Source organism: Streptomyces sp. NPDC001970, assembly GCF_053594115.1.
Genome location: NZ_JBSFDW010000004.1, coordinates 13,816 through 28,673, shown reverse-complemented (window position 1 = coordinate 28,673; position 14,858 = coordinate 13,816). Strand labels below are relative to the sequence as shown.

The following is a 14,858-nucleotide window of genomic DNA, read 5'->3' as shown; positions in this document are numbered from 1 at the left end:
TCGTTACCGCCCATTCAGTGACCCTTGCGACCCTCGGTGAATGCAGCCGCCCGCCGTGCCAGCCCCGCGAAATGGGCGACCAGCCCCGACGACGGCCCGCTCCGACGCGCCCGGTAACCCCTTCGCGCGGAAGAATGGGGTTATGAGCCAGCAGCCCGCCGAGGTACCGGTCCAGCACGTCCAGCCGTCCGTCGGCTCCATCGCCGCGCACCGCCCCCACACGGTCGCCGCCGCGGTGTCCGATCTTGAGCCCGACATCGACGCCGACCTCGATACGTACGAGGACGAGACCGAGGGTGCCGAGCTGCCCCAGGGCCGGTTCCTGGACCGCGAGCGCAGCTGGCTCGCGTTCAACGAGCGGGTCCTGGAGCTCGCCGAGGATCCCATGACTCCGCTCCTGGAGCGTGCCAACTTCCTCGCGATCTTCGCCTCCAACCTGGACGAGTTCTTCATGGTCCGGGTGGCGGGCCTGAAGCGCCGTATCGCCACCGGTGTCGCCACCCGCTCGGCGTCCGGCCTGCAGCCGCGCGAGGTCCTGGAGCTCATCTGGACCCGCTCGCGCGAACTCATGGCACGGCACGCCGCCTGCTACCAGCAGGACGTGGCCCCGGCCCTGGCCGACGAGGGCATCCACCTCATCCGCTGGCCCGAGCTCACCGAGAAGGAGCAGGCGCGCCTCTTCACCCTGTTCCGCCAGCAGATCTTCCCGGTCCTCACCCCGCTGGCCGTGGACCCGGCGCACCCGTTCCCGTACATCTCGGGGCTCTCGCTCAACCTCGCCGTCGTCGTGCGCAACCCGGTCAGCGGCCACCGCCACTTCGCCCGGGTCAAGGTGCCGCCGCTGCTGTCCCGCTTCCTGGAGGCGTCGCCGCAGCGGTACGTGCCGCTGGAGGACGTCATCGCGGCGCACCTGGAGGAACTGTTCCCCGGCATGGAGGTGCTCGCGCACCACATGTTCCGGGTGACCAGGAACGAGGACCTGGAGGTCGAGGAGGACGACGCCGAGAACCTGCTCCAGGCACTGGAGAAGGAGCTGCTGCGCCGCCGCTTCGGCCCGCCGGTCCGGCTCGAGGTCGAGGAGTCCATCGACCCGTACGTGCTGGACCTGCTGGTGCGCGAGCTGAAGATCTCCGAGTCCGAGGTCTACCCGCTGCCCGGCCCGCTCGACCTGACCGGTCTGTTCGGGATCGTCTCCCAGGACCGGCCGGAGCTGAAGTACCCGAAGTTCATCGCCGGCACCCACCGCGACCTCGCCGAGGTCGAGTCGGCGTCCGCGCCCGACATCTTCGCGGCGCTGCGCGAGCGGGACGTGCTGCTGCACCACCCGTACGACTCGTTCTCGACGTCCGTCCAGGCCTTCCTGGAGCAGGCCGCGAGCGATCCGGACGTCCTCGCGATCAAGCAGACGCTGTACCGGACCTCCGGGAAGTCCCCGATCGTCGACGCGCTGATAGACGCGGCCGAGGCCGGCAAGCAGGTCCTCGTCCTCGTCGAGATCAAGGCCCGCTTCGACGAGCAGGCCAACATCAAGTGGGCGCGGAAGCTGGAGGAGGCCGGCTGCCACGTCGTCTACGGCCTGGTCGGCCTGAAGACCCACTGCAAGCTGTCGCTGGTGGTCCGCCAGGAGGGCGAGACCCTGCGCCGCTACTCGCACGTCGGCACAGGCAACTACCACCCCAAGACCGCGCGGCTGTACGAGGACCTCGGCCTGCTCACCGCGGACCCGCAGGTCGGCGCGGACCTCTCGGACCTCTTCAACCGGCTGTCCGGATACTCGCGACGCGAGACGTACCGCCGGCTGCTGGTCGCCCCCAAGTCGCTGCGCGACGGGCTGATCGCACGGATCAACAAGGAGGCCGCCCACCACCGGGCCGGCCGCCCCGCGTATGTCCGTATCAAGGTCAACTCGATGGTCGACGAAGCGATCATCGACTCCTTGTACCGGGCCTCGCAGGCGGGTGTGCCGGTGGACATCTGGGTGCGCGGGATCTGCGCGATACGCCCGGGCGTCTCGGGACTCTCGGAGAACATCCGGGTCCGTTCGATCCTCGGCCGCTTCCTGGAGCACTCCCGGGTCTTCGCCTTCGGCAACGGCGGCGAGCCCGAGGTGTGGTTCGGCAGCGCCGACATGATGCACCGCAACCTCGACCGCCGTATCGAGGCCCTCGTCCGGGTCACCGACCCGGCCCACCGGGCGGCCCTGAACCGGCTGCTGGAAACCGGCATGTCCGACTCCACGTCGTCCTGGCACCTCGGCCCGGACGGGGAGTGGACCCGGCATGCGACGGACTCCGACGGCCAGCCGCTGCGGCATGTACAGGAAATGCTCATTGACGCGCGGAGGCGCCGGCGTGCACAGCCCTGACCTTCCCCTGGTGCCGCGGGGGGCCGGCGCCGACCAGGTCCTGGCCGGTTATCTGCACACGCAGGCCGCTGAGTTCCTGCGCAGCCTGCGGCTGCACGGCGAGTGCGGTGCGGACACCGGGAGCGCCGAGGACGCGGCCCGTGCGCTGCGCCGCACCGCCCGCCGCATCGGCGGCACCCTCCACACGTACCGCACGCTGCTGGACCCCGCCTGGGCGGACCACCTGCGCACGGAGCTCGCCTGGCTCTCCGGCGTCCTCGCCCAGGAGCACGCCTGCACGGCACGCCTCTCCCGACTCCTGGACGCCCTGGCCCGCCTCTCGGGCACGGGCCCGGTCCCTTCGGCACGCGCGGAGTCGGACCTGACCTTCGCGGACGTGCCCGCGGCGCGCACGATTCCGGGCGGCCCCACGGATCCCGGGGCACAGACCGGGGCCCCTGGCTCCGTACCGACCGCGGCGGCAGGCCCGGACGCGCGGGGAGAGAGCGGCGCCCCGGGCCATGGCACCTCCGGCTCCGCCGTCCACGCGGCGGGCCGCGAGGGCAGCAGGGCCGAGCGGCCGGCGGTGGCCGCAACCGGCGCCCCGGTCGGAGCCGGAGCCACCGGCTCGGCGGCCAGGGGCGGCGCACCGGCCGTGCGCAGCAGTGCGGCCACGGCCGCACGGGGCAGCGCCCGGGGTGCGCTCACCGTCGGGGCCGCGCGGGCCGGAGCGCTGCTGGAGCGGCAGCTGACGCTCGGGCGGACGCGCGCGCATTCGGCGGCGCTGCAGGCGCTCGGGTCGTCGCGGTTCCACGCGGTCGCCGACGCCGTCGCGCTGCTCGCGTCCGAGGTGCCGCTCGCGGCGGCCGCCGCGGCACCCGCGGACGTGCTCGACGCGCACGCGGAGACCGCCGAACGCCGGCTGCTGGACGCCGTCGCCACGCTTCCGCTGGCCCGCGCCGCGCACCCGTACAACGCCGACGCGCTCGTCCACGGCCTGGCCGCGACCGCCGCGGGCGAGGCGCAGGACGCGCCCTGGCACCAGGTGCGGCTGCTGCTTCGGCTGCACCGGTACGCGCAGGAGGTCACCGCCGCCGGTTCCGCGCCGCTGCTGGCGGTCGCGGGCCGCACCCTCGACCGGCACCGGGACGCCGCCGAGGCCGCCTCCGCGGCCGCGGCCGCCGCCCGCACCCCCCGCATCGCCCCCGCGACGGCCTACGCCCTCGGTGTCCTCCACGCCGACCAGCGCCATGAGGTCGAGGCCGCCCGCTTCGCGTTCCACCAGGTCTGGCAGCGACAGGCGGTGACCGCACAGTGAGCACGCCGCACACCTCGGACACGGTCCACGCGGCCGGTTGCGTCCTCTGGCGCCGTTCCCCCCAGGGCGACGGCATAGAGATCTGCCTCGTCCACCGCCCCCGCTACGACGACTGGTCCCACCCCAAGGGCAAGCTGAAGCGCGCCGAGGCCCCCCTCGCCGGCGCCCTGCGCGAGGTCCTCGAGGAGACCGGCCACCACGCGACCCCGGGCCTTCGCCTCCCCACCGTCCACTACATGGCGAACGGGCGCCCCAAAGAGGTCAGCTACTGGGCCGCCGAGGCGGAAACCCCCGGCGACTTCACCCCGAACCGGGAGGTCGACCGGATCGTCTGGCTGCCCCCGGCCGAAGCCAGGGAGCGGCTCACCCAGCCTCGCGACCGCCACTTGGTGGACGTTCTTGTCTCAGAACTCGGGATTATTGGCACACAAGGGGCACATTGACGCCAAACAGGCGTTTCAATGAACAAGTGAAAGAGAGCCCCCACGGGCTGCGCAGGCTCCCCTAGTACCCCGCACCACACCGTGTCACGCACACCACACCGAGGAACTTCCCCGACCGGCAGGGTTCACCTTCCGTTTACTCTCCTCCGTCGGCGGCTTCACCTGATCTGCCTAATTTCGGGCTTACACGGTGACCGGCACAGTGCCGCCACCACCACCCCGACGCGCGCCGCCGTACAACGTCGAACAGACGTCCCAGCCCGGCGCTCCTGGAAGGAACACCCGAAAAGTGAAGCTTCAGCGCAACAACGGGCTTCGCGCCACCGCGCTTGCTGCCCTCGCGGTCTCTGGCGCCCTGGTCCTCACGGCGTGTGGCTCGGACAACAACGCGGGCGACACCGACGGCGGCGAGAAGACGCAGGCTGCCTCCTCCTCGATCAAGTGCGACGACGCCAAGGGCCAGCTCCTCGCTGCCGGCTCCAGCGCGCAGAAGAACGCCATGGACCTCTGGGTGAAGGAATTCCAGGCGGCCTGCTCCGGCGTCGAGATCAACTACCAGCCCATCGGCTCCGGCGGCGGCATCACCAAGTTCAACCAGGGCCAGGTCGCCTTCGCCGGCTCGGACTCCGCCCTGAAGCCCGAAGAGGTCGAGGAGTCCAAGAAGATCTGCACCGGCGGCCAGGGCATCAACCTGCCGATGCTCGGTGGCCCGATCGCGATCGGCTACAACCTGAGCGGTGTGGACAACCTCGTCCTCGACGCCCCGACCGTCGCCAAGATCTTCGACTCGAAGATCACCAAGTGGGACGACCCGGCGATCGCCAAGCTCAACCCGGGTGTCAAGCTGCCCAGCTCCACCATCCAGCCCTACCACCGCTCGGACGAGTCCGGCACCACCCAGAACCTGGGCAAGTACCTGAGCGAGGCCGCCCCGGCCGAGTGGAAGCACGACCCGAAGTCGAAGTCGTGGCTCGCCCCCGGCGGCCAGGCTGCCAACGGCTCCTCCGGTGTGGCCACGGGCGTCAAGGGCGCCGAGGGCACGATCGGCTACTTCGAGCTGTCCTACGCGACCGCCCAGAAGATCAACACCGTCAAGGTCGACACCGGCGCCGGCGCCCCGGTCGAGGCCACCTCGGAGAACGCCTCCAAGGCGATCGCCGCGGCCAAGATCAAGGGCACCGGCAAGGACCTCGCCCTGGGCCTCGACTACACGACCAAGGCCGAGGGTGCCTACCCGATCATCCTGGTGACGTACCAGATCGCCTGCGACAAGGGCAACAAGGCGGAGACCCTGCCGACCCTGAAGGCGTTCCTCAACTACACCGCCAGCGAGGACGGCCAGAAGGTCCTCACCGACGCCGGCTACGCCCCGCTGCCGGCCGAGATCGCGACCAAGGTCCGCGAGATCGTCCCCACCCTGTCCTGACCCCGACCGGGGCCGGTCCGACCACACCAACGGCCGGACCGGCCCCGGCATCCGGTGCACCGCCGCCGGGAGCCGTCAACGGCTCCGCAGACCGGAGAGATTCATGGCAACCACCACTCACACAGATGCGCCGCCCCCACCGGGGCCGGCCATAGAAACCACCAAGTCCAAGAGCCGCCCAGGAGACCGTGTCTTCCTGGGCCTCTCGCGCGGATCCGGCATCACCCTCCTGGTGATCATGGCCGCGATCGCCGGCTTCCTCACCTACCGCACGATCCTCGCGGTCTCGAAGGACGAGGGGAACTTCCTCACGACCTTCGAATGGAACCCGGCAGGCGACCCGCCGGTCTTCGGCATCGCGGTCCTGGCCTTCGGCACGATCGTCTCGTCGGTCATCGCCATGGCCATCGCCGTGCCGGTCGCCGTCGGTATCGCTCTCTTCATCTCGCACTACGCGCCGCGCAGGCTCGCCGCCCCGCTCGCGTACATCGTCGACCTGCTCGCCGCCGTGCCCAGCATCATCTACGGCCTCTGGGGCGCGATCTTCCTCGTCCCGTATCTGGACGGCCTCAACAAGTGGCTCAACGAGTACATGGGCTGGACGTACATCTTCGACAAGTCGAGCGACGGCCCCGCGCGCAGCCTCTTCACCGTCGGCATCCTGCTGGCGATCATGATCCTTCCGATCATCACCAACGTCACCCGTGAGGTCTTCCTCCAGGTTCCGAAGATGCACGAGGAGGCCGCGCTCGCGCTCGGCGCGACGCGCTGGGAGGTCATCCGGATGTCGGTGATCCCCTTCGGCCGCTCCGGCATCATCAGCGCCTCGATGCTGGGCCTGGGCCGCGCTCTCGGCGAGACCATGGCCGTCGCCGTGGTGCTCTCCCCGAGCTTCCTGATCTCCGGGCATCTGCTCGACCCGGGCGGCGGCACGTTCGCCCAGAACATCGCCTCGAAGTTCAACGAGGCCGATGAGTTCGGACGGGACGCCCTGATCGCCTCCGGCCTCGTCCTCTTCGCCATCACGCTGTTGGTCAACGGTGCGGCCCGGTGGATCATCGCCCGCCGCAAGGAGTACTCGGGGGCCAACGCATGAGCCACGCCGTCCAGAACCAGCGTCCGGTCCGGACCGCCAGGGTCAACCACCTCTCCCATGCGCGCCTCCCCCGATGGGCCCAGCCGGCCATCGCCGTCGGCTCCGTGGCCGCGGGCATCGGCATCGGTCTGGCCGCCGGATGGCAGTCCAGGGTGCAGTGGGGCCTGATCGCCGCCCTGATCTTCGTGACCGCCAGCTATCTGATCACCAGCCAGGTGGAGGGAAGCCGCCAGGCCAAGGACCGGGTGGCCACCAGCGTCATCTGGGTCTCCTTCATCCTCGCCGTCGTCCCGCTGCTCTCCCTCTCCTGGGTCACGATCAGCAAGGGCGCGGAAGTCCTCGACGGGTACTTCCTGAGCCACTCGATGAACGGCGTACTCGACGCCGAGACCGGCGGTGGTGTCTACCACGCTCTGCTGGGCACCGTCGAGCAGGTCCTCATCGCCACCGTGATCGCCGCCCCCATCGGGCTGATGACCGCGATCTACCTGGTCGAGTACGGCCGCGGGAAACTGGCGCGGGCCGTCACCTTCTTCGTTGACGTCATGACGGGCATTCCGTCGATCGTCGCGGGTCTGTTCATCCTCTCCACCTGGATTCTGCTGCTGGGCTTCGGGCCCTCCGGATTCGCCGGCGCGATGGCTCTCGCCATCCTGATGATGCCGGTCGTCGTCCGCTCCACCGAGGAGATGCTCAAGCTCGTCCCCAACGAGCTGCGTGAAGCCTCGCTCGCGCTGGGTGTCCCCAAGTGGCGGACGATCATCAAGGTGGTCCTCCCGACCGCGATCGGCGGCATCACCACGGGCGTCATGCTCGCGGTGGCCCGTATCACCGGTGAGACGGCTCCCGTACTGCTGCTCGTCTTCGGTACGAAGCTGATCAACCCGAACCCGTTCGAAGGCGCTCAGGCCTCACTGCCGCTGTACGTCTACGAGCAGTACGCCGTCGGTACCGACGCCGCCGTCGCCCGCGCCTGGGCAGCGGCCCTCGTACTGATCGCCTTCGTCATGATCCTCAACCTGATGGCCCGCGGCATCGCCCGCTGGAAGGCCCCGAAGACCGGCCGCTAAGGCCTCGACATTCGGCTCCGCCGGGCGGGGTCAACCTGGAAGTGATTTCAATGGCCAAGCGAATCGACGTCAGCGGCCTGACTGCCTACTACGGCTCCCACAAGGCCATCGAGGACATCTCGATGACCGTGGAGCCCCGCTCCGTGACGGCCTTCATCGGCCCCTCCGGCTGCGGCAAGTCCACGTTCCTGCGCACCCTGAACCGTATGCACGAGGTCACCCCCGGTGGCCGCGTGGAGGGCAAGGTGCTCCTGGACGACGAGAACCTGTACGGCTCGCACGTCGACCCGGTCGCGGTGCGGCGTACGGTCGGCATGGTGTTCCAGCGCCCGAACCCGTTCCCGACCATGTCGATCTTCGACAATGTCGCGGCGGGCCTGAAGCTCAACGGCAAGTACAACAAGCGCCAGCTTTCGGACGTCGTCGAGAAGTCCCTCAAGGGCGCGAACCTCTGGAACGAGGTCAAGGACCGTCTCAACAAGCCCGGCTCCGGCCTGTCCGGTGGTCAGCAGCAGCGCCTGTGCATCGCCCGCGCGATCGCGGTCGAGCCCGACGTGCTGCTGATGGACGAGCCCTGCTCCGCGCTGGACCCGATCTCGACCCTCGCGATCGAGGACCTCATCGGTGAGCTGAAGGAGCGCTTCACGATCGTCATCGTGACGCACAACATGCAGCAGGCGGCGCGCGTCTCCGACCGCACGGCCTTCTTCAACCTCTCGGCCGTCGGCCAGCCCGGCCGGCTGATCGAGATCGACGAGACCGAGCGCATCTTCTCCAACCCCTCGGTCCAGGCCACCGAGGACTACATCTCGGGCCGCTTCGGCTGAGCCGACCGCCGGCCTCCCGGACTGCCTCGCGGTGCTGCATGGCGGTGCCACCGCAAGGCACAGGGCCCGCCCCCGCTCCCACAAGGAGCGGGGGCGGGCCCACTTCTGCCCCCGGGTCACTGTCGGCACGGGGTACTGCAAGCCCGCCCGGCGGCGGACGACAAACACTCCGACCCACCTGCCGGTACAGGGAGCGTCGGACCCGTCGGGCGCTCGGGGACCGCCCGGCGCCCGGCCCGCCTGCGGGTGGCAACTCCAAACCCGTACGGCGACTGAGGACTTGCACCTCGGCGCACTGTGGGTACGGGCCCGGAGCCGGTCCGGCGATTGAGCACGGCACCCCGGCCCACCCGCTGATACAGGGAGACTTCGAGCCCGTCCGACGATTGCGGACGGACACCCCGGCCCACCGCACGGTGCCGCGGGGCTCGCGCCCACGCGACGGAGCCGCACACATGCGCAGCCGGAAAGAGAGGGTGCCCGGCACAGGCCCATGCCTGCCGGGCGGGCCCGGGGCGGAACCCCGGTGTCCGGCACCGGCGTCAGCCGAAGGCCAGGTTCACGATCCAGAAGCTGAACGCCGCCACCACCGCCGCCGCCGGCATCGTGATGAACCACCCCATCACGATGTTCTTCGCGACGCCCCACCGCACCGCGTTCACCCGCTTCGTCGCCCCGACGCCCATGATCGCCGACGTGATCACATGCGTCGTCGAAATCGGCGCTTGGAAGAGGAACGCCGACCCGAACATGATCGAGGCCCCCGTCGTCTCCGCCGCGAAGCCCTGCGGCGGGTCCAGCTCGATGATCTTCCGCCCGAGCGTCCGCATGATGCGCCAGCCGCCCGCGTACGTGCCCAGGGACAGCATCACGGCGCACACGATCTTGACCCACACCGGGATCGGGTCCCCGAAGTCCTCGACGTCCGCGATGACCAGGGCCATCACCACGACACCCATGGTCTTCTGCGCGTCCTGCAGACCGTGACCGAGGGCCATGCCCGCCGCCGACACCGTCTGCGCGATACGGAAGCCCCGCTTCGCCTTCGCCGGGTTCGACCTGCGGAACATCCACATGATCGCGGTCATCACCAGATACCCGATGCCCAGCCCGACCAGCGGCGAGACGAACATCGGAATGATGACCTTGTCGACGACGCCGCCCCAGATGACCTCGGTCCCACCGGCCAGCGCCGCGCCCACCATTCCGCCGAAGAGCGCGTGCGAGGACGAGGACGGCAGGCCGTAGTACCAGGTGATCAGGTTCCAGATGATGGCGCCGACCAGTGCCGCGAAGAGGATGGCCATCCCGCGGTCGCCCTTGGGCGTCGCGATCAGTCCCTCGCTCACGGTCTTGGCGACCCCGCTGCCGAGGAACGCACCGACGAGGTTCATCACCGCGGCCATCGCCAGTGCGGCCCGCGGCGTCAGCGCCCGCGTGGACACGGACGTCGCAATGGCGTTGGCCGAGTCGTGGAAGCCGTTCGTGTACGTGAAGAAGAGCGCGACCCCGACGGTCACGATCAGTGCAAACGTGTCCACGGAGCCTCAGGACTCCTTGACCGCGATGGTCTCCACCGTGTTGGCCACGTGTTCGAAGGCGTCTGCGGCCTCCTCCAGCACGTCCACGATCTGCTTGAGCTTGAGCACCTCGATGGCGTCGTACTTCCCGTTGAACAGGTGCGCCAGGAGCTTGCGGTGGATCTGGTCCGCCTGGTTCTCGAGCCGGTTGACCTCGATCCAGTACTCGGTGAGGTTGTCCATCGTCCGCAGATGCGGCATCGCCTCGGCCGTCAGCTCCGCCGCCCGCGCCAGCACCTCGATCTGCTGTTCGACACCCTTCGGCAGCTCCTCGACGTTGTAGAGGACGACCAGGTCGACGGCCTCCTCCATGAAGTCCATGATGTCGTCGAGGGACGACGCGAGGGAGTAGATGTCCTCACGGTCGAAGGGCGTGATGAACGAGGAGTTCAGCTGATGGAAGATCGCGTGGGTAGCGTCGTCCCCGGCGTGCTCCGCTGCCCGCATCCGTTCTGCGATCTCGGCTCGGGCGGGACCGTCCGCTCCGAGCAGTTCCATCAGGAGTTTCGAGCCCGTGACGATGTTGTCCGCGGACGCGGAAAACATGTCGTAGAAGCTCGTCTCCCTGGGGGTCAGACGAAATCGCACGTGGGGTCCTCGGGGTGCTGGGTTTCGGTCAGGCTGATGCTAGGCGCATCATCCGGCCGCGGCTAACCGGCGTCCCACTCAGTGTCGCCCATCGGGGACATCGAGCAGTACGGGGCCCTGCCGCAACCGCCAGGGATCGGTACCATATACCCACGAGGGGTATACCGGACAGAGCCGGACAGGACTACGGGAGGACGCGATGACGACCATGGATGCGGCCACGAACGCGACCATGCACGTGGACACGGCCACGGAGACGGCCGGCGGTCCTCCCGTCACGGACCACGACCGCGGCGTGCACGGCTACCACAAGCAGAAGGACGAGCACCTCAAGCGGCTGCGCCGGATCGAGGGCCAGATCCGCGGCCTTCAGCGCATGGTCGACGAGGACACGTACTGCATCGACATACTCACCCAGGTCTCGGCGTCCACGAAGGCGCTGCAGTCCTTCGCTCTGCAGCTGCTCGAGGAGCATCTGCGCCACTGCGTCGCGGACGCGGCGCTCAAGGGCGGTGACGAGATCGACGCGAAGGTCGAGGAGGCGACGAAGGCGATCGCCCGCATGATGCGGACGTGACCAGGGGCGCGGTACCGCGCCCCTGCACTCATCCGGGGTCGCTCACTCTGCTCACGTTGCCCACGATGCTCACGTTGAGCACCTCGTCGATACGGTCGGCGCTGAGCCGCTCCTCGTCCGCGGCCGACGCCGCGATCATCAACTCACCGCACAGCTCGATCTCGGCGAGGGCGACGTGGTCCTGGACTGTCGGCGTACTGGGCGGAGCCACGTGCTTTCACCTCTCCCGGCCGGTGTCGACTCCCTAGCGTAGGGAGCGGCACACGCTCCACGCATGGCACGTCCGGACCATTTACCGACAGCCCGTCTGCCTAGAGCCGCACCTTCCCCGCGCTAGAGGCGCACCTTCCCGGCGAAGATGTCCCGGTCGGCCGGCAGCTGTACGACGACGGGCGCGCCGAACTCGAACAGCAGCGTCGTCGAGGCGACGGCGACGGTACGGCCCTGATTCACGAAGCTGAAGTGGTGGCGCACCTTCCGCAGCCGTCCCGCGTCGTCGAGATACGCGTCGAACGGCACGGAGTCCTCGGCAAACCCTTTCGCCGCCGCGGCCAGCGCACCCCTCGCATGAGGGGACGCGGCTTTCGCCGCGCGCGCGATGTGTGTGGTGCCGCGGTAGTGGGTGACCTTGACGCCCGCAAGGTCCTCCTGGCCGACGTACGTCACCGTCCGCGCCCCGCGCAGCAGTTCGGCGGCGGCGGCCGGATCGGTCGCGCCGCCCGTGACCAGGTTGCCGTCCCGCAGCGTGGTCGTGTCGACCCGTACCCATTTGTCGGCGGGGACGCCCGCACCGCGGTTCTTCATGTAGAGGGCGCCGGGCGCGAGCAGTTCGGTGATCGGCCGGTGCTCGTCCGCGCCTGCGGGATCCTTGGGCAGGACGATGCGGAGGCTGCCCATGCTGCGGCGGAAGTCGTACCCGCCCTCCCCGCGGATGGTGACCCGCGTTCCGCCGGCCGCCATCTCCATGGACGTACGCGCCTTCGAGGTCCCTGCACCGGCGAGCACGTCCGCGGCGTTCCGTACGACGGCGACGGGGTCTCCCGGCGGCCGCGCGTCGGCCACGGCATTCCCGCCCGCGGAGCACCCTGTGGTTCCGGCCACACCCACGCCCACACCCACCACGGCGGCGACGGCACATACCCCGCCCCTGAGCCTGTGCTGCTGCACCACCATCGCCGGCATCCCCTTCCTGGACCCACCCGCCCCGGATAACGACGGCCCCGGCGCGTCGTCACGCCAAGTACGGTGGTGTCGTGCAAAGGCAACACAAGACGCACACGTCCGAACGCGGAGCTTTCGCCGTCGCGGGCTGCACCTGCGGCTGGCACGGCCCCGCCCGCCGCTCCCGCGACCGCGCCCGCGTCGACGCCGAACTCCACGCGACAAATCCCCCGCGGGACCCGTAACCGCGGGGGATTGCCTCTCTGCACAAGGGGAGCTGCGTTCACCGCCCAGCCCCCGACGGCCCGCCCGGCCCAGGTCACCAAACCTCGTACGCGAACCCCCCGGCACCGCCACGGCGTTGCCGTGTCCGAGGCCGCGGCGCACAGCCCGCGCGGCGCGAAGCCGCCGCGCTACGCCGCCAGGTCGTTCTCGCCGGGCTCCGTCCCCTGCCCCTGCCGCGGCTCCGCGAAGTCCAGCCGCCCGCGGGACCGGCGCCCGCGCTCCGCGGCGCCCGGCGCCCGACGGGACCGCACGAGCCGGCCGGCGCGCCCGGAGTGGGCGACCATGGACAGCAGCGGGGTCAGCAGACCCAGCGCCAACGGCGCGAGCAGCAGCGTGACGGCCGTGCCGAGCGCGAACCCACCCACCACGTCCGTCGGGTAGTGCACACCCATGTAGACCCGGCAGAAGCCTTCCGCCAGCGCGAGCCCGATCGCCGCGAGCCCGAAGCGGCGGTGTGCGACGAAGAGGCCGACGCCCAGGGCCATCGCCATCGTCGCGTGGTCGCTGACGAACGAGAAGTCGGTCTTTCCAGCCACCAGCACCTCGATCCCCTGGTGGTCCAGGAACGGCCGTGGCCGTTCCACGAACCCACGGATCGGGATGTTCACGAGCAGCGCGAGGCCGGCCGCCAGCGGCGCCCAGACCAGCGCGGCCGACGCCGAGACCGAGTCCTCCTCCGTACCCCGGCGCCGCACGCTCCGCCAGCACCACAGCACCACGAGGACCATCGCAAGCATGATCCCGTACTCACCGACGAACTCCATGACGCGGTCGAACCACGCCGGCGCGGACCGGGCCAGCCCGTTGATGTCGTGGAGCAGGCTGACATCGGGGTTCGACCCCGAGCCGAGTGCGAGTCCAGCCATCTGCTGCGGCCCCTTGCCTGCCTGTCGTGCCCATGCGGCGGCGCACCACGCTGTGCGCCGCTCCTGCCAACCCCCCGTGGTCGGTCCTTCGGTGCGGTGTGTGTACCTACGTATGTTCCGCCCCAGGAACGGTTCGCCCTACCGCTGCGTTCCACTCTCTACGGAACGATCACGATGACGTTATCGAAGAGTGATACATCGCCGCAGCTCAGGGCCTTGGCTTAACGGAGAGTTCCGGCCATCGCCGACGCCCCGTCAGCCCGGCGTCAGCCGGCCGGCCACTTCGTCGGCAGCGCCGCGGCGCCGTCCTTCGTGACCCGGGTCGCCCCGAAGTAGTCGGGCGTGTCGATCTTGTCGAAGCGGATCACGGCCCCGGTGTACGGCGCGTTGATCATGTACCCGCCGCCGACGTACAGCCCCACGTGCCGGATCGCCCGCGAGTTGGTCAGGTCGTCCGAGAAGAACACCAGGTCCCCGGGGAGCAGCTCGTCCCTCGAGGGATGCGGCCCGGCGTTGTACTGGTCGTTCGCGACCCGCGGCAACTCGATCCCCACGGTCCGGTACGCGGCCTGCGTCAGCCCCGAGCAGTCGAACCGCCCACCCTGCTCCGGCGTCCCGTTCCCGCCCCACAGATACTTCGTGCCGAGCTTCTGCTGCGCGAAGTAGATCGCCCCGGCCGCCTGCCGCGACGGCTCGACCCGCCCGACCGGCCTGGCGAAGCTCTTCTCCAGCGACCGGATCACCTTGACGTAATTCTGCGTCTCCTTGTAGGGCGGCACCCCGCCGTACTTGATGACCGCGTACGCCCCCGCGTTGTAGGCGGCCAGCATGTTGTCCGTCGGATCGCCGGGCGCCTTCTTCACATAACCGGCCAACTTGCAGTCGTACGAGGCCGCCGACGGGATCGCGTCCGCCGGGTCCCAGACGTCGCGGTCGCCGTCACCGTCACCGTCCACGCCGTGCGTGGCCCACGTCCCCGGAATGAACTGCGCGATCCCCTGCGCCGCCGCCGGACTCTGCGCCCGTGGATTCCAGCCACTCTCCTGGTACAGCTGCGCAGCGAGCAGCGCGGGATTGATGGCCGGACAGAGATTGCCCCATTTCTGCACCAGCGGCTGGTACAGCGCCGGCACGGCCCCCTTGGCCAGCGCGACAGCTCCGCCGCCGTTCCCGACGATCCCGGCGGCGGCGGTGTACGTCCCGACGACGAGCAGCGCGACAAAGCTCAGGCACAGCCCGACGCCCCCACCGGCGAGCAGCCACGCCTTACGCACCGT

The 14,858-nt window shown here is 69.8% G+C and carries 14 protein-coding genes; 8 read left to right on the top strand and 6 right to left on the bottom strand.

The genetic code is table 11. The annotated features are described in order from the left end of the window. The first annotated feature begins 142 nt into the window (after nt 1-142). The 7 genes from ACWCP0_RS06685 to pstB all read left to right on the top strand — a co-directional run bounded on the left by ACWCP0_RS06685 (nt 143) and on the right by pstB (nt 8,524). Nucleotides 143-2,365, top strand: coding sequence for an RNA degradosome polyphosphate kinase (locus tag ACWCP0_RS06685; protein ID WP_451077782.1), 2,223 nt, complete (start codon nt 143-145; stop codon nt 2,363-2,365). Next, on the top strand, nt 2,352-3,662 hold the full coding sequence (locus ACWCP0_RS06680) for a CHAD domain-containing protein (protein ID WP_451077781.1): 1,311 nt from the start codon (nt 2,352-2,354) through the stop codon (nt 3,660-3,662). The genes ACWCP0_RS06685 and ACWCP0_RS06680 overlap by 14 nt, the downstream gene beginning before the upstream one ends. Further along, nucleotides 3,659-4,105: an NUDIX hydrolase gene (locus ACWCP0_RS06675; protein ID WP_451077780.1), complete on the top strand. Its 447-nt coding sequence runs from the start codon at nt 3,659-3,661 to the stop codon at nt 4,103-4,105. Before ACWCP0_RS06680 ends, ACWCP0_RS06675 begins: the two co-directional genes overlap by 4 nt. A gap of 289 nt (nt 4,106-4,394) precedes the next feature. After that, entirely contained in the window at nt 4,395-5,531 is a 1,137-nt protein-coding gene (gene pstS, locus ACWCP0_RS06670; RefSeq protein ID WP_451077779.1) for a phosphate ABC transporter substrate-binding protein PstS, read from the top strand. A 103-nt stretch (nt 5,532-5,634) separates the two neighbouring features. Beyond that, a complete protein-coding gene (gene pstC, locus ACWCP0_RS06665; protein ID WP_451077778.1) occupies nt 5,635-6,627 on the top strand; it encodes a phosphate ABC transporter permease subunit PstC in 993 nt (330 codons plus the stop codon). Beyond that, nucleotides 6,624-7,697 (top strand): phosphate ABC transporter permease PstA, encoded by a 1,074-nt coding sequence (gene pstA / locus ACWCP0_RS06660; RefSeq protein ID WP_451077777.1) that lies wholly within the window; start codon nt 6,624-6,626, stop codon nt 7,695-7,697. Before pstC ends, pstA begins: the two co-directional genes overlap by 4 nt. A gap of 50 nt (nt 7,698-7,747) precedes the next feature. Beyond that, nucleotides 7,748-8,524, top strand: a complete 777-nt coding sequence (gene pstB / locus ACWCP0_RS06655) for a phosphate ABC transporter ATP-binding protein PstB (RefSeq protein ID WP_451077776.1) — start codon at nt 7,748-7,750, stop codon at nt 8,522-8,524. Nucleotides 8,525-9,066: 542 nt separating this feature from the next. Here the strand turns inward: pstB and ACWCP0_RS06650 are convergent. After that, entirely contained in the window at nt 9,067-10,065 is a 999-nt protein-coding gene (locus tag ACWCP0_RS06650; protein WP_451077775.1) for an anion permease, read from the bottom strand. A 6-nt stretch (nt 10,066-10,071) separates the two neighbouring features. After that, on the bottom strand, nt 10,072-10,692 hold the full coding sequence (locus ACWCP0_RS06645) for a DUF47 domain-containing protein (RefSeq protein ID WP_451077774.1): 621 nt from the start codon (nt 10,690-10,692) through the stop codon (nt 10,072-10,074). A 208-nt stretch (nt 10,693-10,900) separates the two neighbouring features. Here ACWCP0_RS06645 and ACWCP0_RS06640 point away from each other — a divergent pair, with 208 nt between their 5' ends. Next, entirely contained in the window at nt 10,901-11,269 is a 369-nt protein-coding gene (locus tag ACWCP0_RS06640; protein ID WP_451078039.1) for a metal-sensitive transcriptional regulator, read from the top strand. Between the two features lie 28 nt (nt 11,270-11,297). Here ACWCP0_RS06640 and ACWCP0_RS06635 read toward each other — a convergent pair whose 3' ends face one another. From ACWCP0_RS06635 to ACWCP0_RS06620, 4 genes are all read right to left on the bottom strand, one after another. Continuing rightward, nucleotides 11,298-11,480, bottom strand: a complete 183-nt coding sequence (locus tag ACWCP0_RS06635; protein WP_451077773.1) for a hypothetical protein — start codon at nt 11,478-11,480, stop codon at nt 11,298-11,300. Nucleotides 11,481-11,602: 122 nt separating this feature from the next. Beyond that, complete coding sequence (locus tag ACWCP0_RS06630) at nt 11,603-12,442, bottom strand: hypothetical protein (protein WP_451077772.1); 840 nt, start codon at nt 12,440-12,442, stop codon at nt 11,603-11,605. Nucleotides 12,443-12,843: 401 nt separating this feature from the next. After that, nucleotides 12,844-13,581, bottom strand: a complete 738-nt coding sequence (locus ACWCP0_RS06625; RefSeq protein ID WP_451077771.1) for a phosphatase PAP2 family protein — start codon at nt 13,579-13,581, stop codon at nt 12,844-12,846. A gap of 266 nt (nt 13,582-13,847) precedes the next feature. Continuing rightward, entirely contained in the window at nt 13,848-14,840 is a 993-nt protein-coding gene (locus ACWCP0_RS06620) for a C40 family peptidase (RefSeq protein WP_451078038.1), read from the bottom strand. Nucleotides 14,841-14,858 lie beyond the last annotated feature (18 nt).

What these genes read in the sequence shown, in the direction of transcription:
- pstB (WP_451077776.1), top strand. Translation starts at nt 7,748, where the DNA reads ATGGCCAAGCGAATCGACGTCAGCGGCCTGACTGCCTACTACGGCTCC.
- ACWCP0_RS06640 (WP_451078039.1), top strand. Translation starts at nt 10,901, where the DNA reads ATGGATGCGGCCACGAACGCGACCATGCACGTGGACACGGCCACGGAG.
- pstC (WP_451077778.1), top strand. Translation starts at nt 5,635, where the DNA reads ATGGCAACCACCACTCACACAGATGCGCCGCCCCCACCGGGGCCGGCC.
- ACWCP0_RS06685 (WP_451077782.1), top strand. Translation starts at nt 143, where the DNA reads ATGAGCCAGCAGCCCGCCGAGGTACCGGTCCAGCACGTCCAGCCGTCC.
- ACWCP0_RS06625 (WP_451077771.1), bottom strand. Translation starts at nt 13,581, where the DNA reads ATGGCTGGACTCGCACTCGGCTCGGGGTCGAACCCCGATGTCAGCCTG.
- pstA (WP_451077777.1), top strand. Translation starts at nt 6,624, where the DNA reads ATGAGCCACGCCGTCCAGAACCAGCGTCCGGTCCGGACCGCCAGGGTC.
- ACWCP0_RS06630 (WP_451077772.1), bottom strand. Translation starts at nt 12,442, where the DNA reads ATGGTGGTGCAGCAGCACAGGCTCAGGGGCGGGGTATGTGCCGTCGCC.